This is a genomic window from Shewanella sp. SM21 (assembly GCF_025654335.1).
Classification (GTDB): Bacteria; Pseudomonadota; Gammaproteobacteria; order Enterobacterales; family Shewanellaceae; genus Shewanella; species Shewanella oncorhynchi.
The window spans coordinates 124,457-145,900 of the sequence record NZ_JAKKRL010000001.1; the positions used below are offsets into that span (position 1 = coordinate 124,457).

8 protein-coding genes are annotated in these 21,444 nt (G+C 49.5%); 7 read left to right on the top strand and 1 reads right to left on the bottom strand.

Annotated elements, in window-relative coordinates:
- Positions 1–30: 30 nt before the first annotated feature.
- Entirely contained in the window at positions 31–900 is an 870-nt protein-coding gene (locus L5L94_RS00550; RefSeq protein ID WP_317629615.1) for a 4'-phosphopantetheinyl transferase family protein, read from the bottom strand.
- A 648-nt stretch (positions 901–1,548) separates the two neighbouring features.
- Between L5L94_RS00550 and L5L94_RS00555 the strand changes: the two genes are divergently transcribed.
- From L5L94_RS00555 to L5L94_RS00585, 7 genes are all read left to right on the top strand, one after another.
- Entirely contained in the window at positions 1,549–2,418 is an 870-nt protein-coding gene (locus L5L94_RS00555) for a transcriptional regulator (RefSeq protein WP_263160681.1), read from the top strand.
- Complete coding sequence (locus tag L5L94_RS00560) at positions 2,415–10,595, top strand: type I polyketide synthase (protein WP_263160683.1); 8,181 nt, start codon at positions 2,415–2,417, stop codon at positions 10,593–10,595. The genes L5L94_RS00555 and L5L94_RS00560 overlap by 4 nt, the downstream gene beginning before the upstream one ends.
- A complete protein-coding gene (locus tag L5L94_RS00565; protein ID WP_263160684.1) occupies positions 10,592–12,907 on the top strand; it encodes a PfaB family protein in 2,316 nt (771 codons plus the stop codon). Before L5L94_RS00560 ends, L5L94_RS00565 begins: the two co-directional genes overlap by 4 nt.
- Positions 12,904–18,870, top strand: a complete 5,967-nt coding sequence (locus L5L94_RS00570; RefSeq protein WP_263160686.1) for a beta-ketoacyl synthase N-terminal-like domain-containing protein — start codon at positions 12,904–12,906, stop codon at positions 18,868–18,870. The genes L5L94_RS00565 and L5L94_RS00570 overlap by 4 nt, the downstream gene beginning before the upstream one ends.
- 117 nt (positions 18,871–18,987) lie before the next feature.
- Complete coding sequence (gene pfaD, locus L5L94_RS00575) at positions 18,988–20,634, top strand: eicosapentaenoate synthase subunit PfaD (protein WP_263160688.1); 1,647 nt, start codon at positions 18,988–18,990, stop codon at positions 20,632–20,634.
- Positions 20,635–20,989: 355 nt separating this feature from the next.
- Positions 20,990–21,166, top strand: coding sequence for a DUF1328 family protein (locus L5L94_RS00580; protein ID WP_028760636.1), 177 nt, complete (start codon positions 20,990–20,992; stop codon positions 21,164–21,166).
- Between the two features lie 23 nt (positions 21,167–21,189).
- Positions 21,190–21,384: a hypothetical protein gene (locus L5L94_RS00585; protein WP_028760637.1), complete on the top strand. Its 195-nt coding sequence runs from the start codon at positions 21,190–21,192 to the stop codon at positions 21,382–21,384.
- The last annotated feature ends 60 nt before the right edge of the window (positions 21,385–21,444 follow it).

Below are 21,444 nucleotides of genomic sequence, written 5' to 3' on the forward strand. Positions count from 1 at the left end.
CAATGTTTAACTGAAGATGAATAAGACAAGTTAACCATAATCGGCAAGTAAGGCTTCTATGTTGCTCAGTTGCGCCGTTAGCATTATGGAAATCTCGGTGTTACCAGCATGCCCTAAGCTCACGGCAAAACGGTATTCCTCGGTCAAACGCCCAAAATAGGTTTGCCAATACAATGAACTTGCATCAATGGTTTGCAGCGGGATATTAGGATAGACACTCAGCAAAGGCGCCACACCATAGAACGGCATCAACGCTGCATCTTGGCATCTAAGCTCAACCGATCCAGCCACCAATTGATCGAATGGCTTAAGATCAAAGCCGAAGGATTTAAGCGACTGCGCTAAACCTAGGCCAGTCGCCTTGATATAAGACTCCTTTAACGCCCATAAATCGAAAAAGCGCTGCCGCTGACTCGCTTCATCGACAAGGGTCAACAAAGCCGCAGTTTCTTGGGCGGAAAAATAATGATTTAGGATTGGATAGATATCCGTCTTCGGCCGCGATCTTTCAATATCGACCCCAAATAAACCAGACTCAACACCATGAAACTGAGTCACACCAATCAATAACCAATCGCCGCTATGGCTTAGGTTAAACTCAAGCCCCGTTTGCTGTTGCAATTTTGCCGTTAAACTCGGCTTACCCTTAGCGCCATATTCAAAACACCACTCGTGTGGCGATAAATCCGCATAGCGAGATAACACGGCCCGCAACGCTGCCCTGACCTGTAATCCCTTCATTTGCGCCTTGGGATCGCGATAACGCGCGACCTTGGCGAGTTCATCATCACTTAACCAAGACTGAGCGAGTGATGTTTGCGGCAATGAAATATCACTCAGTGGAATAAAAAATAGATCCACATTCACGCCGTTTTTGCTAGATGTTCTGGAGTCGGTCATTTGAGAGCCTTGCAGGACAAAGCCTTGCGGCTGATGGTTATCATTGTCTGGCTTTTTGGAGAGCACTTAGCAACATTCATATCTGGGTATTGTCTTGGTTCATCATTCTCTGAGTTCATTATGCATCTTAAATAGTTTCAACTAAGCCTGAGTTCAATTCTTAGCAGCACTCTAATTAGAGCAATTCTTAGAACGACCCTGAACGCCATCCTATGCGCAAATTTTTTGCTGCAATTGCGCCAAGGTTTTGCGCCCAAATTAACAGGTTTAGCCGCACAGTCTGATTCCTTGCAGAGGAGGCTTAAGCCAATATTGGGCTATTTTACCCCGCTAACTCAAAAAAGCGGTCTTTATCGCCCCTAAAAATTTAATTCTTCCACTATCAAAGTATTAAAAAGCCCAAGCGGTCAACGAAAACCCAACATAACGCACAGAAAATACCATTACTCAACGAAAGCCAATAAATTCCAGTCCCAGATGATTGTATCGACCCGAAACCTCAGGTAATCTGCATCCCCATTAAGTGACACAGATGATAAGCACAGGTTTTACGATGAGTGTCACTATGTTCTTCAAGAGTGCCACAGCTGACTCAGCCAAAATGGCTTCTCAGTCCCAATAGATTATGTCGGATGATAATTATTATTAATGGCAGCTCGCGACTCTCAATCTAAAGCGCCGTCTTACGCCCCTAAGAGCACAACTCAAGCGGCGAAAAAAGACAGCGCACCTCGGCATAGAAACGCCACCACCACGCCTGAAATGCGACTCTTTATCCAGCAATCGGATCTGAGCGTCAGCCAGCTGGCAAAAATTTTAAATATTACTGAGGCAACAGTCCGTAAATGGCGGAAGCGTGAGTCCATTAGTAACAGTTCGAACACGCCCCATCACCTCAATACCACGCTCACGCCGATGGAAGAATATGTGGTGGTGGGATTACGCTATCAACTCAAACTCACCTTAGATAGATTACTTCAGGTTACCCAAACCTTTATTAATCCCAATGTGTCGCGCTCCGGCCTTGCCCGTTGCTTAAAGCGCTACGGCATATCGCGGCTCGATGAATTTGAAGCACCGCAAGTTCCCGAACGCTATTTTAATCAATTGCCTGTGACGCAAGGCAGCGATATCCAAACCTATACGGTCAATCCAGAAACCTTAGCTAAGGCGCTCGCATTGCCGAGTACCGACGGCGATACTGTGGTGCAAGTGGTGTCACTCACCATACCGCCGCAGCTTACTGAGCAAGCCCCAAGCTCAGTACTATTAGGCATAGATACGGCAAGTGATTGGATTTACCTCGATATTTATCAAGACAGCAATACCCAAGCGACCAATAGATATATCGCCTATGTCCTCAGACATGGGCCGTTTCATTTACGAAAGTTGCTCGTTCGCAACTATCACACCTTCTTAGCCCGTTTTCCCGGTGCCCATGGCACGCCAAAGACAAACGCGGCTGGATCCCAAAACAAGGTCACCGTATCCAGGTCGACCCGTGGAGACTCTTTATGAGCCATACCCCTTCTGTACCTAATTCTGCGACTGAGTCAAAAAAAGATAAACGACTCAACAAACGTTTAAAAGATATGCCCGTTGCCATCGTCGGCATGGCCAGTATCTTCGCCAACTCGCGTTATTTAAATAAATTTTGGGATTTGATCAGCGAAAAAATCGATGCCATTACTGACATCCCAGACACCCATTGGCGCGCCGAAGATTACTACGATGCAGACAAAAGCAAAGCCGATAAAAGCTACTGTAAACGCGGTGGTTTTTTACCAGAAGTCGACTTCAATCCAATGGAATTCGGTCTGCCACCCAATATTCTTGAGTTGACAGATACCTCGCAACTGCTGTCGCTGATTGTCGCCAAAGAAGTGCTTGCCGACGCCAACCTGTCCGCCGATTACGACCGTGATCGTATCGGCATCACCCTAGGGGTTGGCGGTGGTCAAAAAATCAGTCAGAGCTTGAACTCGCGCCTGCAATATCCAGTGCTTAAAAAAGTATTCAAAAGCAGCGGCTTGAGCGATGAAGACAGCGAAATGCTGATCAAAAAGTTCCAAGACCAATATATCCACTGGGAAGAAAACTCTTTCCCAGGGTCCCTAGGCAACGTGATTGCAGGCCGTATCGCCAACCGTTTTGATTTTGGCGGCATGAACTGTGTGGTCGATGCTGCCTGTGCGGGCTCGCTGGCCGCTATGCGTATGGCGTTGACGGAACTGACCGAAGGTCGCAGCGACATGATGATCACTGGCGGTGTCTGTACCGACAACTCGCCATCCATGTACATGAGCTTCTCAAAAACGCCAGCCTTCACCACCAATGAAACCATTCAACCCTTTGATATCGATTCAAAAGGTATGATGATCGGCGAAGGTATTGGCATGGTCGCGCTTAAGCGCCTTGAAGATGCCGAGCGCGATGGCGACCGGATTTATGCCGTCATCAAAGGCGTTGGCGCCTCATCTGACGGTAAGTTTAAGAGTATTTATGCGCCGCGCCCTGAGGGCCAAGCCAAAGCTCTCGAACGCGCTTACGACGATGCAGGTTTTGCCCCGCACAGCATTGGCTTAGTTGAAGCCCATGGCACGGGTACTGCAGCGGGTGATGTGGCTGAATTCAACGGCTTAAAATCGGTATTTGCCCAAGGCAACGACACAAATCAACATATCGCGTTAGGTTCAGTGAAATCCCAAGTGGGCCACACTAAATCCACCGCTGGTACTGCCGGGGTGATCAAAGCCGCGCTAGCGCTACACCACAAGGTATTGCCTGCGACCATTAACGTCAGCCAGCCTAATCCAAAACTGAATATCGAAAGTTCGCCATTCTATTTAAATACCGAAACTCGCCCATGGTTCCAGCGCGCCGATGCAACGCCGCGCCGTGCTGGCGTAAGCTCCTTTGGTTTTGGCGGCACGAACTTCCATCTTGTATTAGAAGAATACAAACCTGAGCACAGCCGCGATGAGCAATATCGTCAGCGCAGTGTGCCGCAAACGCTATTATTTGCCGCAGCCAATAAAGCCGCGCTACTTAGCGAGTTAAAAGCTGCGCAGAGCCAAAGCGTGAACACAAGCGCAAACGCGAATAAGAGCAGCGCTGCGAGCCTGAACGCTATTGCTCAGCAATATCCGCTGCGCCCGCTGGCAAGCACAGATGCCCGTTTAGGTTTTGTGGCTAAGGATATCGCTCAGCTACAAGCCCAGTTAAATCAAGCCATCTCTCATCTAGAAAGCAGTGCGCATTTAGAAAGCGGGCACCTAGAAACCAGCGCAAGCGAGGCATGGCAATTACCGTCAGGGATCAGCTACCGCTCCCATGCCTTAGTGGCCAAGAATGAATCAAAGAAAGTAGCCGCCCTGTTTGCAGGTCAAGGTTCACAATACCTGAACATGGGCCGTGAACTCGCCTGCCATTTCCCGGAAATGCGCCAACAAATTACGGCCAGCGATAAGGTATTTGCTCACCACGGCCAAACGCCGTTATCGAACATCCTTTATCCTATTCCGGCATTCGATGCCGATGCGATTAAAGCCCAAGAAGCGGCGCTGACCAATACCATGTTCGCCCAAAGCGCCATAGGCGCGGTTTCAATGGCGCAATATTCGCTATTAACTCAGGCAGGTTTTGCCCCCGATATGGTGGCAGGTCACAGCTTTGGTGAATTGTCAGCCCTTTGCGCGGCAGGCGTGATTTCCAATGAGGATTACGTCGAACTGGCCTTCGCCCGTGGACATGCCATGGCGCAAGTGCCGAGCGATGCTGCCGCGAGTAAAGCCGCCGATACTGGGACTCAAGTTGATTTAGGAACCATGTTCGCGATTATTCTTAAGCAAAAGAATGATATCGATGCGATCAATCGCTGTTTAGCCCAGTTTGATGGCGTTAAAATTGCCAACTACAACGCGCCGACGCAATTAGTCATCGCAGGTGGCACAGAGCAAACTCAGCTGGCCGCGAAAGCCATTAGCGAACTGGGCTTTAAAGCGATTGCCCTACCCGTCTCAGGCGCGTTCCATACCCCATTGGTTGGACACGCACAAAAAACCTTTGCCAAAGCCATTGATAAAGCAAAATTTAGCGCACCTTCGATCGCGCTTTATGCCAACGGCACAGGTCAACTACACCCAAGTGATGGCAAAGCGATTAAAGCAGAATTTAAACAACACATGCTGCAATCGGTTCGCTTTAGCGAACAACTGCAGGCCATGTATGACGCTGGCGCCCGTGTGTTTGTTGAGTTTGGCCCTAAAAACATACTGCAAAAGTTAGTTGAAAATACCTTAGGTGAACACTTAAATGAGCTTTGCCTTGTCAGCATGAACCCGAATCCTAAGGGCGATAGTGACAGTCAATTACGCTTAGCTGCAGTACAACTCGCGGTAGCCGGTGTGGCGTTAACTGAGGTTGACCCCTATCAAGCCGTAACGTCACAAGAAATTGCCGAACGTGAAGCGCCATCAGCGATGAACATCAAACTCACAGCCACTAACCATATTAGTGCTGCAACCAAAGCTAAGATGGCGAAATCCCTCGCCACAGGCAGCGTGACTAGCCAAGTGCAATATGTGGATCGCATTGTTGAAACGGTTGTCGAAAGAGAAGTCGAAAAAATCGTTGAGAAAGAAGTCATCGTCGAAAAAGTGGTTGAAAAAATAATAGAAGCGGAAGCGAATCAAGTGGCAACTGTTGAAATGAAACAAAGATCCCCAAGCGTGACGCAAGGCTTAAGCAATCACCAGCAACAAGCGACGGCGCAATTGAACCCAAGCGTCAGCGGCGATGCATTAACGGCATTTTTCAGCGCACAATCTCAAGCGGCGCAGTTGCATCAACAGTTTTTAGCTATCCCGCAGCAATACGGCGATACCTTCACGACACTGATGACTGAACAAGCCAAGATGGCAAGCCTTGGCATTGCAATCCCTGAAAGCCTGCAACGCTCGATGGAAATGTTCCACCAGCATCAAGCGCAAACCCTGCAAAGCCACACCGAATTTATGCAGCTACAAAGCAGTAGCAGCCAAGCGGCCTTGGCGATGTTAAACAATGCGCCGATTAACTTTACTCCAGCAGTTGCAAGTCAGCCACGAGCAACTGCGCCGGCTCCTGTTGCTCCAGCGCCTGTGGCTGCAACTGTGCACAATGCCGCTCCTACACCAGTAGCGACTCAAGTTGTTGCGACGAGCCCCGCTGTTAGCACACCTGTTGCGACTGTTGTGCAAACGGCTCCCGTTGCTTATGCACCAGCTGTGACAGTACAAGTTGCGCCTGCCGCTCCTGCATTAGTCATGCCTGCTGTAGTGATGCCAGAAGTGACACCTGCGGCACCAGCAACGAGCGGCTTAAGTGCAACGTTAGTGCAACAAACCATGATGGCTGTGGTGGCCGATAAAACAGGCTATCCCACTGAAATGCTGGAACTTGGCATGGATATGGAAGCCGATTTAGGTATCGATTCGATTAAGCGCGTTGAAATCTTAGGCACAGTGCAAGATGAGCTACCAGGCTTACCTGAACTCAGCCCAGAAGATTTGGCCGAGTGTCGCACCTTGGGTGAAATCGTTAGCTATATGAATAGCAAATTACCTGCAGCGGGAGCTATTGCTTCGACAGCTGCGCCAGTTGCGCAAACCATTGCAGCTCCTGCATCTAACGGCTTAAGTGCTGCTCTTGTTCAACAAACCATGATGGCTGTGGTGGCCGATAAGACAGGTTACCCCACTGAAATGCTGGAACTTGGCATGGATATGGAAGCCGATTTAGGTATCGATTCTATTAAGCGCGTTGAAATCTTAGGCACAGTACAAGACGAACTGCCGGGTTTACCAGAGCTCAGCCCAGAAGATCTGGCCGAGTGTCGCACCTTAGGTGAAATCGTTGACTACATGAACAGCAAGCTGCCTGCGGCTGGCCAAGTTGTAGTTTCGACAACCGCTCCTACCGCTAATAGTTTAAGTGCTGCACTTGTTCAACAAACCATGATGGCTGTGGTGGCTGACAAAACAGGCTATCCGACTGAAATGCTGGAGCTCAGCATGGATATGGAAGCCGATCTCGGTATCGATTCAATTAAGCGCGTTGAAATCTTAGGCACAGTGCAAGACGAGCTGCCGGGTTTACCTGAGCTCAGCCCAGAAGATCTGGCCGAGTGTCGCACCTTGGGTGAAATCGTTAACTACATGCAAAGTAAGCTTACACAAAATGACAAGCTGCCTGCAGCGGGCGCAGTTATCGTAGCAACTCATGTGACAACTGCCGCACCTGCCGCCAGCGGTTTAAGCGCTGCGTTAGTGCAACAAACTATGATGGCTGTGGTCGCCGACAAGACAGGCTACCCCACTGAAATGCTGGAACTCAGCATGGACATGGAAGCCGATCTAGGTATCGACTCCATCAAGCGCGTTGAAATCTTAGGCACAGTGCAAGATGAGCTACCGGGCTTACCTGAGCTGAATCCTGAAGATCTGGCCGAGTGTCGCACCTTAGGCGAAATCGTTGACTACATGAACAGCAAATTGCCAGTAGTTAGCGCGGTAGCAGTTGCACCAGCGGCAAAAGTTGAAGCAACGCCAGCACAAGTTCCAGCGAATAACGGTTTAAGCGCTGAAAAAGTCCAACAAACCATGATGTCAGTGGTGGCCGACAAGACGGGCTACCCCACTGAAATGCTGGAACTCAGCATGGATATGGAAGCCGATTTAGGTATCGATTCCATCAAGCGCGTTGAAATCTTAGGCACAGTACAAGACGAGCTACCAGGTTTGCCTGAACTCAATCCTGAAGATCTGGCCGAGTGTCGCACCTTAGGTGAAATCGTTGCACTCTTTTCGAAAGAAATAGGGCAAAGCAAGCTAGGCCAAAACGCGGTAAGCCAGAATGCCGCGCCAGTTAGCGCTGTCGTTCAGCCTGAACCTACTATCGATTTACCCCCACATAGTGAGGTGGTGCTAAAAAAGTTGCCAGCGGCGGCTGAGCTAACGCAACTATCGCCACAGCAATCGTCAAAGCAATCAGCGCAAAAAGCTCTGCCACGCGTTTTTGCTAAAGATGCCTGCATTATCATTAGCGATGATGGTCACAATGCTGGCGTACTTGCCGAGAAATTGCATGCTCAAGGTCTAACGGTTGCGGTTGTGCGCTCGCCAGAAAGCCTTGTAGCCAGTGCATCACCGCTCAATAGCCACATTGCCAGCTTCACATTGGCGGCGATTGACGATGCCAGCATCAGCGCAGTGATTAATGAGATCAAAAGCTTAGGTACAGTTGCAGGCTTTATTCATCTGCAACCACAACATAAAACCTCAGCAGATACTAAAGGTTTAGTGTTGTCCAGTGCCGCCAAAGCGTCGGTCGAGCAAGCATTCTTGTTCGCCAAGCACTTACAACCCCTGCTAACAACAGCAGCAACCGCCAATACTGGTAGTAGTTTTATCAGCGTCAGTCGTATCGACGGTGGCTTTGGTTATCTTAACCACAGCCAAATTGCCCGCAGCGAGTTAAACCAAGCGGCATTGGCAGGTCTGACTAAAACCTTGAGTCACGAGTGGCCAAGCGTGCATTGCCGCGCCTTAGATATCGCGCCAGCACTTGATGCCAAGCAACTGGCCAATGCAGTGATCGCTGAGCTCTTTGCAACCGATAACGTATTGGAAGTCGGTGTTAGCCAAGGCGCAGCCCAAGCACTTGAGCGCGTAACCTTAGTTGCTGGCAAGGCTGATACCCGCCACAGCGCGGCAAACTTGACGAGTGCAGATAAAATACTGGTGACCGGTGGCGCAAAAGGCGTGACCTTTGAATGTGCCTTGAGTCTGGCAAAACGCAGCAAGGCGCACTTTATCCTTGCTGGCAGAAGCAGCCAACAAACCATTCCCGCTTGGGCACAGGGTAAAAATAACAGCGAACTTAAAGCCGCAGCTATTGCCCACATTCAAAGCTTGGGCGAGAAACCCACGCCAAAACAAGTGGATGCCTTAGTATGGCCAGTTCAAAGCAGCCTAGAAATTGCAGCCGCACTAGAAGCCTTTACCGCCGTGGGCGCGAGCGCCGAGTACTTAAGCCTCGATGTTAACAATCCAGACGCAATCGCCAGCACGATAGTGCCGATTACCGAGTTATCACCTATTACCGGCATCATCCATGGTGCGGGCGTACTCGCCGATAAACACATCCAAGACAAGACCTTAGATGAGTTAGCACGGGTGTACGGCACTAAGGTCACAGGCATTAGCAATCTGCTTGCCGCACTGGATTTAGATAAAGTAAAACTGATCGCCCTGTTCTCTTCGGCGGCGGGTTTTTACGGTAATACCGGCCAAAGCGATTACGCCATGTCCAACGACATACTCAACAAAGCCGCACTGCAACTGGCGCAGCAACTGCCAAATGCCAAAGTGATGAGCTTCGATTGGGGTCCGTGGGACGGCGGCATGGTGAATCCTGCGCTGAAAAAGATGTTTATGGATCGCGGTGTTTATGTGATCCCGTTAAAGGCGGGTGCTGAGTTATTTGCGAGCCAATTACTGAGCAACACAGGCGCACAATTGCTGGTCGGTACTGATATGCAAGGCACAGTTCCAAGTGACGAGCAAGCAACTCAAGGTAGCAATCTAAAAAAGCCTGAAGCGGATCTGACCACTGACTCGTCGGGTCCGCATGCTTTGCTTAACGCTTTAAATCCAAGCGCAGTAAATATAAGCGCTGTAAAACTGCAGCGTACACTGGACCCTAAGGCAATGATCTTTATTGAAGATCACTGCATTAACGGTAATCCCGTATTACCGACTGTGTGCGCGATTCAGTGGATGCGTGAAGCCGCCTTTGATGTGCTTAAGCAACCAGTCAAAGTGCAAAGCTACAAGCTATTGAAGGGCATTATTTTCGACACTGCCGTGTTACAAAATGGAGTGTTAGAAAGTGCAACCCCCATCACGCTGGAACTTGAACTTGCACCGATTGCGTTAACGGATAAAGCCACGAAAGATTCTGACGAGTACTTGAGTGGACAATTCAGTGCCTTAATCAGCTTTGAAGGTCGTCCGCAATATCAAGCTATCCTAGTCGTTGATGATGCCGTTGATGACGCGGCTAGCGATTACTTAGCCACTAACAGCAAAGCAACCGCCTTTGACGCGCAAAGTTTGGCAGGACTTTCTGCCATCACAACCGCGAGCAACCTTTACAGCGACGGCACGCTTTTCCACGGCCCGAGACTGCAAGGTATTGAGTCTGTGGTGAAGTTTGACGATGCGAGCTTAATCGCCAAGGTGAGCCTACCCCATGTTGCGTTAGCAGACTGCGGGGATTTTGTGCCTAATCTCACGCCTAAAGGCTCACAAGCTTTTGCGGAAGATTTGTTGCTACAGGCGATGCTGGTGTGGGCGAGACTCAAATATGGCGCGGCGAGTTTGCCATCAAGCATTGGGGAGTTTATCTCCCATGCGCCGTTTGCCTTTGGTGATAAAGGGTATTTAGTGCTCGAGGTGGTGAAACACTCTGGCCGTGCCCTTGAAGCCAATATCACGCTGTATCATCAAGATGGCCGCTTAAGCTGCGAGATGAACAACGCCAAAGTCACCATCAGCAAAAACCTTAACGGTGCATTCTTAGCCAACAAAGTTGTTGCTAATCAAACCGCTGCGAATAAAGCCATTGAAAGCGTGGAGGCAAAAGTCGAGTGAACTTAGCCCACCCTTTAGCAACGACCCATAGCGGCCAAACTGAAACGTCGATAGCTGACACGGCTATGACTGAAAAGCTTGCCAAGCCACTGCGTATTGCAGTGTTGCTTGGCGATGCCGTCAACCTTGACTCTCACTCAGCCCAAGTATTAGAAACGTTTGCGGAACGTGAAAGAGTTCAGATTTGCGCTGCCGATGCCAACCAATCAACAGTACATGTGCCGACAGCTCATGAACCAAGAGGGCATAAACCGTCAGTGCATGAGCAAAGGTCGCTCACTGCCTTGTTAGGCCAAGCAACAACAGCCATTGAGCAAGGCAAGCTCGTTGAACTTAAATTCAATGATGGCAATCTGCCCCAGCCTTTGACTCAGTCCCTGTATTTGCTTGATGGTTTACGCGCCGCCAAACTGCGTCTTCACGCCCACGCGTTTATTGCTGGCTTTGCCGCTGGTAATGAGGCAATAGGTGTTGCTAATGCAGCGGCGGTTGCTAATGCTGCATTAGCGGCGGCAAAGCGTAATCCAGCACAAACCGTTCAGCATCAGCTTATCGCCAACACGCTCAACGAAGCATTTGTTGCGCTGCGCCAAGGTGTAACCGCCCTCGCCGCACGAACACAAGCGCCGCTTAAAGGCACTACTGATATAAAACAGACAAACGACACCAATCATCAAACTGGCTATTGGTTTAGCGACCAACATCAAGCGCGGGTTTTATGTCTAAATCTTGTAGCAAAGAATCTAGCGGCAACAAGATCAAACCCAGCAGATACCTTGCTGGATTCAGGCCAAGATATTTGCCAAAGCCTAGTACTGACCCAAGGCACACAAGTTATCGCGCCCAAAGCTCTTGTTGATGAAAACCGGCTGTTTGTGCCGATAAGTGGTGACAATATTGATTCACTCATCGCGCAAGTATTGCAACTAGTTAACACACTGGAAAATAGCGTAGGCTTTCACGCTGACTTTCGCGCTGAGCAACTCAAAGCTTGGTTTGAACGCTATGATGCCAACGCACCACTGGCATTAGTCTTGATGGCAGCATCGATTGATGACCTCAAACTTGAAGCTAAGGCCATGCTTACGGCGCTTGAAAATGATGCAGTACGTCATCATGGTCAACACTTTAAGACGCCAGCGGGTAGCTGTTTCACCGCTAAGCCGCTAGGGGATGCGGGGCTGACCTTTGTATATCCCGGCGTTGGCACTGTTTACGCCAATATGTTCAATAACTTGCATGAGTATTTCCCCGCGCTGTATCACCAACTGGAGCGTGAAGGCGATTTAAGCGCCATGCTGCAATCACCGCAGATTTATGCAGCAGATGTAAAAACCGCAGCAAGCATGAGCTTAAGCCAACAAGCGATTAGTGGCGTGGGTGCCAGTTACCTATTCACTAAACTGTTAACCCAAGTCTTTAATATTAAGCCAAAAATGGCGCTCGGTTACTCAATGGGCGAAGCAGCCATGTGGGCCAGCCTAGATGTGTGGCAAACACCCCATGCTATGATCAACACCACCGAAAATAGCGATATTTTCAACCATGCCATTTCTGGCGAGCTAACCGCAGTGCGCCGAGCATGGCAGCTTAAGGATAATGAATCCATAGTGTGGAACAGCTTTGTGGTGCGCACCGACAGCAATGAAATCAAGGCTTTATTGCCAGAGTTCCCTCGCGCTTACTTAGCCATCATTCAAGGTGATACCTGCGTCATTGCAGGTTGCGAAACAAGCTGCAAAGCCCTGCTTGCAAAGTTAGGTAAGCGTGGGATTGCCGCCAATCGCGTCACGGCAATGCATACCGCACCTGCCATGTTAGTCCATGGGCAAGTACAAGATTTCTATACTCAAGCAGTGAAACCTGAGGCACTGAAACCTAAGGCGCTGGAAGCGGCAGCACATGGCTCGCCTATTCGCTTTATCAGCGCAGCGCAAACTGCGCCAGTCACCGTGGATAGTCACAGCATTGGCCGCGCGATTGCCGATACCTTTTGTTCGCCACTCGACTTTAGTGCGCTCATTCAAAATGCCACTGAGCAAGGCGCAAGGCTATTTGTCGAAGTGGGCGCCGATAGGCAAACCAGCACACTCATAGATAAAATCAGCCATGCCCATGCAAGCCAAAGCACCGAGAACGCAACTACAGTCGCCATAGCCTGCAATGCCAAGGGTGCCGACGCGATTACCAGCTTACTCAAGTGTTTAGCTCAGCTGATAAGCCACAGAGTGCCGCTGTCGCTCATGCAGCCATTAAGTGCTAACGCAGCCCCTTTATCATCAGCAGTATCACCAAAAGGAGAACCCCTGTGAGTTCTCAGCATTCCCCTACTATTGATAAAACTACCGTGCCTACCATTGCGTCAAACCGCGCATCAAAAAGCGCATCAAAAATTGCGATTGTCGGTCTCGCGACTCAGTATCCTGACGCCGATAATCCACAAACCTTCTGGCAAAATCTGTTGGATAAAAAAGACTCTCGCACCCAAATCAGTCGCGAAAAGCTCAATGCCAATCCCGCCGATTACCAAGGTGTTCAGGGGCAATCTGACCGTTTTTACTGTGATAAAGGCGGCTATATCCAACACTTTGAGTTTGATGCCAAGGGTTATCAACTGCCTGAGTCCGCCTTTGACGGATTAGATGAAAGCTTTTTATGGGCACTCGATTGCAGTCGCAAAGCCCTTCAAGACGCAGGGATTGCACCAAGCGATGCCGTACTGGCGCGCACAGGTATTGTAATGGGAACCTTGTCGTTCCCCACCGCCCGCTCCAACGAACTGTTTTTGCCTCTGTATCATCAAACTGTTGAAAAGGCGCTGCAAAACAAACTTAACCAAAGCGCATTTCAGCTGGCTGACTTTGGCAACTCAGTTAACGATCTCAATGCCAATAGCCAAGCCTTAAACGTCGCCAATGGCGCCGTTGCTCACACAGCCTCAAAGCTAGTCAGCGATGCACTCGGTTTGGGTGGCACCCAGTTGAGTCTGGACGCCGCCTGCGCCAGCTCGGTTTATGCACTCAAACTCGCCTGCGATTACCTAACAACTGGCAAGGCCGATATGATGCTTGCGGGCGCAGTATCGGGCGCCGATCCCTTTTTTATCAACATGGGATTCTCAATTTTCCACGCCTACCCAGATCACGGTATTTCAGCGCCCTTTGATAGCAATAGCAAGGGCTTATTCGCTGGAGAAGGCGCTGGGGTGTTAGTCTTAAAACGCTTAGAAGATGCCGAGCGCGATGGCGACAACATCTATGCCGTCGTCAGCGGCATTGGTTTGTCGAACGACGGTAAAGGCCAGTTTGTATTAAGCCCCAACAGCAAGGGCCAAGTGCAAGCCTTCGAGCGCGCCTATAGTGCGGCAAACACACTGCCCGCCAATATCGAAGTGATTGAATGCCATGCCACAGGCACGCCGCTTGGGGATAAGGTCGAACTCGCTTCGATGGAACGCTTTTTTGAGGACAAACTCGCGGGCTCTGCGGTGCCGCTGATCGGTTCGGCAAAATCCAACTTAGGCCATTTACTCACAGCCGCGGGCATGCCGGGGATCATGAAGATGATTTTTGCCATGCGCTCGGGTCGACTGCCGCCAAGTATTAACTTATCAGCGCCGATATCTTCGCCTAAGGGCTTGTTTAGCGCTAAAAATCTGCCAACAGAGTTGCATGCTTGGCCAGATAAAGCCGGCAATGACCGCCGCCACGCGGGTGTTTCTGTGTTTGGTTTTGGCGGCTGTAACGCGCATTTATTGCTGGAATCCTATGCTGCCAATACAAACAAAAAGAGTGAACAACCGGCTGCTACTGTAAGTTATCAGCACACACCATTAAATATCATTGGCTTAGCATCACACTTCGGGCCTTTATCCTCCATAAATGCACTGGATAAAACGATAAGCGCGAAGCAAGATACTTTTATCCCGCTACCCGCTAAACGTTGGAAAGGCTTAGATAAACATCCTGAGATTTTAGCTAACTTTGGCTTGTCTTCTGTCCCGCAAGGCGCATATATCGACCAGTTCGATTTTGACTTCCTGCGCTTTAAAGTGCCGCCCAATGAGGATGACCGCCTGATCTCCCAGCAACTGCTGCTGATCAAAGTGGCCGATGAAGCGATTCGTGATGCGAACTTAAAGCCCGGTGGCAAGGTTGCTGTATTAGTGGCGATGGAAACTGAACTGGAATTACACCAGTTCCGTGGCCGCGTAAATCTACACACCCAACTGGCAGACAGCCTTAAAAAACAAGGAATAACACTCACGCAAGCCGAGTATCTCGCCCTTGAAAAGATCGCCATGGACAGTGTGCTCGATGCCGCCAAACTGAACCAATACACCAGTTTTATTGGCAACATCATGGCGTCACGTATCGCATCCCTTTGGGACTTTAACGGCCCTGCCTTTACCATTTCGGCGGCGGAGCAATCGGTCGCCCGCTGTATCGATGTGGCCGAAAATCTGTTGTCCCAAGAATCCTTAGATGCCGTAGTGATCGCCGCCGTCGATTTAAGTGGCAGTTTAGAGCAAGTGATCCTTAAAAACGCCGTATCGCCAGTGGCATTTACTGCCACTGACACAGGCTGGAAAGTCGGTGAAGGTGCTGGCGCGTTAGTGCTCACCACAGCGCAATCAAGTGCAGCCCAGCCAAGTAATGCCGCTGACAATGCTAATGCCAATAGCAGCTATGGCGACAGTTATGGTCACATCAGCGGCCAAGTATTTGGCGCGATTTGTGACATACAAGGTAATAGCAACACTGCGCGTATTTGCGATGACTTGCTAACCCAAGCCAAGGTGAATAGCAGCCAGATTAACTTGATTGAAACCAGTATTGCGGTTGAGCAACTTGCCGATTCAGAGCAGGTACTCAATACCCTGCTGCCGAGTGTGAGTGAGCGCAGCCAAGCCGCTGATACCCTTGGCCACAACTTTGCCGCTGCGGGTATGGCGAGTATTTTGAGCGCCCTGTTGCAGCTTAAAAATCACGGACGACTTAAAAACCAAGCACAGCAAAAAGCTAATCAAGTGCAGCACGCGCTCGTAGCGACGTTTAGCCAAGGTAAATGCTCGCAGTTACTGCTCAGCCAAAGTGCCACGCAAGCATACAGTTTGCAGCAAAGGCTAGAACAAGACTTAACGCTTTCAGAGCAAAAACACTTAATAAAACAAGTAACGCTCGGTGGCCGCGATATCTATCAGCATATCCTAGATACTCCGATCGCAGTCCTTGATGCTATACAACAAAAAGCCCAAGCCATGACAGCATTGCCAGCGCGCAGCCAGCGCAAACATTTGGCCCAAATAGCGAGCAAAGACACGAGTCGCTTTGCAACAAGCAGCCCAACCACGGCTCAACAAAAAGAGACATTAAGCAGCATGCCAATTAATGCCCTAAGCACCAATAAAAACGCCACTCAAGCAGAGCTAAAAGACGCGGCATTTTTAAGCAATCAGCAACTCGCCCGTGAAGCCCATTTAGCCTTTTTACAAAGCCGTGCTGAAGGCTTGAAACTGGCCGATGCCTTGATGAAAGCCCAGCTTGCCAGCGAGTTAGCCGTCAATGGCCGAGCTGCGCCAGTACAACAGCAAGCCATTGTTCAGGCATCTGCGACAGCGGTTCTTCCACATCCTGCGCTTTATCCCAATCATGCAAAAGTGCCTGAGTACACGCCGCCAACACCGATAAGCAAGCCTTGCATTTGGGATTATGCGGATTTAGTCGAGTACGCCGAAGGTGATATTGCTAAAGTATTTGGCCCAGATTACGCCATTATCGACAGCTATTCGCGTCGTGTACGCCTGCCAACGACTGACTATTTGCTGGTATCTCGGGTAACGAAATTAAACGCCCAGATGAACCAATATCAGCCTTGCACTATGACCACGGAATACGATATTCCTGTGGACGCGCCGTATTTGGTCGATGGCCAAATCCCTTGGGCCGTGGCGGTCGAATCGGGTCAATGCGACTTGATGCTGATCAGCTACTTAGGTATCGATTTTGAAAACAAGGGCGAGCGCGTTTATCGCCTGCTCGATTGCACCCTGACCTTCCTTGGCGACTTACCGCGCGGTGGCGACACCCTGCGCTACGATATTTCCATCAATCACTTTGCCCGCAATGGCGATACCCTGTTGTTCTTCTTCTCCTACGAATGTTTCGTGGGCGACAAGCTGATCCTGAAAATGGATGGCGGCTGTGCCGGCTTCTTCACCGATAAAGAGCTGGCCGACGGCAAAGGTGTTATTCACACCGAAGCTGAAATCAAAGCGCGCAACCTCGCCTTGAATAATCCGAATAAACAGCGCTTTAATCCGCTGCTTGATTGCGCGCAAAACCAATTTGATTACAGCCAAATCCATAAACTGCTCGGCGCCGATATCGGTGGCTGTTTTGGCGGCGCCCATGCGACGCATCAAGCCCAATATGGATTGCAGCCCTCACTATGTTTTGCATCCGAAAAATTCCTGATGATTGAACAGGTCAGCAATCTTGAGGTGCATGGCGGCGCGTGGGGCTTAGGCTCAGTTCAAGGCCATAAGCAGCTCGAAGCTGATCATTGGTATTTCCCGTGTCATTTCAAGGGCGACCAAGTGATGGCGGGGTCATTAATGGCCGAAGGTTGTGGTCAATTACTGCAATTCTTTATGCTGCATATTGGTATGCACCTCGGAGTTAAAGATGGTCGTTTTCAACCGCTCGAAAATGCGTCACAAAAAGTGCGCTGTCGCGGTCAAGTTTTGCCGCAATCTGGCCTGCTCACCTATCGCATGGAAATCACCGAAATCGGTATGAGCCCGCGCCCGTATGCTAAGGCGAATATCGATATTTTGCTCAATGGCAAAGTGGTAGTGGATTTCCAAAACCTTGGGGTGATGATCAAAGAAGAAGCCGAATGCACCCGCTACCTCGCGGATAATGCCAACAGCACAGCTAACAATACGACTAGAAATGTAGCTAAAAATGCTGTTTCGGCTGCGCCGTTGGTTTCAACAACATCAGTATCGTTAGCGGCGCCACTGATGGCACAGTTGCCTGATTTAACTGCGCCAACCAATAAAGGCGTAGTGCCGCTTAAGCATGTGCCTGCGCCGATTGCGCCAGCGGATTCAAAGTACGCCAACCGCGTGCCCGATACCCTGCCGTTCACGCCGTATCACATGTTCGAATTTGCCACGGGTGATATCGAAAACTGCTTCGGCCCTGATTTCAGCATCTATCGCGGCCTTATTCCACCGCGCACGCCTTGCGGTGATTTACAGCTCACCACCCGCGTCATTGCGATTGACGGCAAACGCGGCGAGCTGAAAAAGCCTTCTTCGTGTATCGCCGAATACGAAGTGCCTGCAAATGCTTGGTATTACAATAAAAACAGTCATCACGCCGTGATGCCCTATTCAGTGCTAATGGAAATATCACTGCAGCCAAACGGCTTTATCTCGGGCTATATGGGCACAACCTTGGGCTTCCCCGGCCAAGAGCTGTTCTTCCGTAACTTAGACGGTAGCGGTAAGTTGCTGCGCCACGTGGATTTACGCGGCAAAACCATAGTGAACGACTCACGTCTGTTATCGACTGTGATTGCTGGCAGCAACATTATTCAGAATTTCAGCTTCGAGTTAAGCTGCGATGGCGAGCCTTTCTACCAAGGTAAAGCGGTATTTGGTTACTTCAAGGGCGATGCGCTGAAAAACCAACTTGGCATAGACAACGGCAAGACAACTCAACCTTGGCATGTGCAAAATGGCATAGTCGCCGATAGCCAAATCAATCTGTTAGATAAACAGCATCGCAGCTTTAACGCGCCAGAAGGTCAGCCGCATTACCGTTTAGCGGGCGGTCAACTTAACTTTATCGACAAGGCTGAAATCGTAACAGCCGGCGGTAAAGCGGGCCTTGGCTATTTATACGCCGAGCGCACCATTGACCCGAGTGATTGGTTCTTCCAATTCCACTTCCATCAAGATCCGGTAATGCCAGGCTCATTAGGGGTTGAAGCCATTATCGAGCTGATGCAAACCTATGCGATTGACCAAGACCTTGGCGCGGGCTTTAACAATCCTAAATTTGGGCAGATTTTATCGGATATCAAATGGAAATATCGCGGCCAAATTAACCCATTAAACAAGCAGATGTCGCTGGATGTGCACATTACCAGCGTGACAGACGACAATGGCAAACGCATCATTATGGGCGATGCCAACTTGAGTAAAGATGGCCTGCGGATTTATGAAGTTAAAGATATCGCCATCTGTATTGAAGAAGCCTAGCGAGTTTACGCTGTTAGAAAGACGCTAATCTCGAATAACAAATAACGAATAACAAATAGTTGCGCCGCCTTGGCTATCCACATCGCACAGGGCGGCACTGATAACATGAGAACACCTATGACTAGCCATACTCTCGATCAATACAATAGCAATAACGAAAAACTCAGCCCTTGGCCGTGGCAAGTCAACGATGCAGAGCTGAGCTTTGATATCGACTCATTAGGCAAAAAACTCAAAGATTTAAGTCAAGCCTGCTACTTAGTCAATCACAGTGAAAAAGGCTTAGGCATAGCGCAAACGGCTGAAGTGACCACAAGTGACAGCCAAGCGCCATTGGGCTCGCACCCTGTCAGCGCCTTTGCCCCTGCCCTTGGCACCCAAAGTTTAGGCGATAGTAATTTTCGCCGCGTACACGGGGTTAAATACGCTTACTACGCTGGCGCTATGGCCAACGGTATTGCCTCGGAAGAACTGGTTATCGCGCTGGGCCAAGCGGGCATTTTGTGTTCGTTTGGCGCGGCGGGGTTAATTCCATCCCGCGTTGAAGCGGCCATTACCCGCATTCAAGCGGCGCTGCCTAATGGTCCTTATGCCTTTAACTTAATTCACAGCCCAAGCGAGCCCGCATTAGAGCGCGGCAGTGTTGAGTTATTCTTAAAACATAAAGTGCGCACGGTCGAAGCCTCGGCATTTTTAGGCTTAACGCCGCAAATCGTCTATTACCGCACAGCAGGTTTGAGCCGCGACGAACATGGCGAGATAGTCATTGGCAACAAAGTCATCGCTAAAATCAGCCGCACCGAAGTCGCGACTAAGTTTATGGAGCCGGCGCCGGCCAAAATCCTCCAGCAATTAGTGAGTGACGGCCTTATCAGCCAAGACCAAATGGCGATGGCATTACTGGTGCCCATGGCAGACGACATCACAGCCGAAGCCGACTCCGGCGGCCATACCGACAATCGTCCATTAGTCACGCTATTACCGACGATTTTGGCGCTTAAAGATGAAATCCAAGCTAAGTATCAATACAAAACGCCTATCCGCGTAGGTGCTGGCGGCGGCGTCGGCACACCCGATGCAGCATTAGCCACCTTCAACATGGGCGCGGCCTTTATCGTCACAGGTTCAATCAACCAAGCCTGCGTCGAAGCGGGCGCGAGTGAACACACTCGTAAGTTACTCGCCACCACAGAAATGGCCGATGTAACTATGGCGCCTGCCGCCGATATGTTCGAAATGGGCGTGAAATTACAAGTGGTTAAGCGCGGCACTCTGTTCCCGATGCGCGCCAATAAGCTGTATGAGATCTACACCCGTTACGATTCGATTGATGCCATCCCTGCGGACGAGCGTAAAAAGCTCGAAGAGCAAGTGTTCCGTTCATCACTCGATGATATTTGGGCGGGCACTGTCGCCCACTTTAACGAGCGCGATCCTAAGCAAATCGAGCGTGCACTAGATAACCCAAAACGTAAGATGGCGCTGATTTTCCGCTGGTATTTGGGTCTGTCTAGCCGCTGGTCAAACACAGGCGAAATCGGCCGCGAAATGGATTACCAAATTTGGGCAGGCCCAGCGCTCGGCGCATTTAATGCTTGGGCGAAAGGCAGTTATTTAGATGACTATAAGGCCCGTAATGCGGTGGATTTAGCCAAACATTTAATGGTGGGCGCAGCATATCAATCCCGCATTAACTTGCTGTTATCCCAAGGCGCGAGCATTCCAGTTAGCCTGCAGCGCTGGAAACCGCTAAATCGTTTTTAAACGTATTTAGCTCCTATCATCTTGTATTATAAGATCATAATATCTTCAAGCCGACACAAACTCACAGTGTCGGCTTTTATTTGTCTTTACTTATGAACGACATCAGCTCACAGTCTTTGATTCAACGTATTAGGCTGAAACTCTTACCGAAGCTTAGGTAAAAATTGCCTACCCCTCTTTTAATTCACTCACACCATTTTAAATAAAATGATTTAAATTATATTTAAAATCAATTAACTACTTAAAATTTTTAAAGTTGGCATTAAGATCGCAATCAAGTAAGAGCCATTAGCCGTTACCTTACAAGTGACACAAACGGTCATGAGAAGGATTAATACAAGGGCAGGAGGTTATTATGCTAGGTTGGACATTAGTATTTCTAGTTGTTGCCGTGATTGCCGGGTTGTTAGGATTTGCTGGGATTGCTGGCGCAGCGGCGGGAATAGCGAAAATCATTTTCTTCATATTTATTGTGTTATTAGTGATTTCTCTGCTGATCAATGCCCTTAAGGGTAAATCACCGCGACTATAATTTTTTTAGAAAAGGAGATAGATATGAAACCATTTACCCTGATGACAAGTGCAGCATTCGCATTATTACTCGCCCTAGGTTTAACGGCCTGTAGTGATAACAAAGCCGAAGACGCGGGCGAAAAAATCGATGAAGTAATGACTGATACAGGTAACGCCATCGAAGATGCCTGTGAAGAAGTCAAAGAAGGTGTTAAAGCTAAAGATACTAAGTGCTAAACAAACCTGACTTTAGGATGGCAATAGACTCGTCTACTGCCACCCTTTTAGTTTAGACTC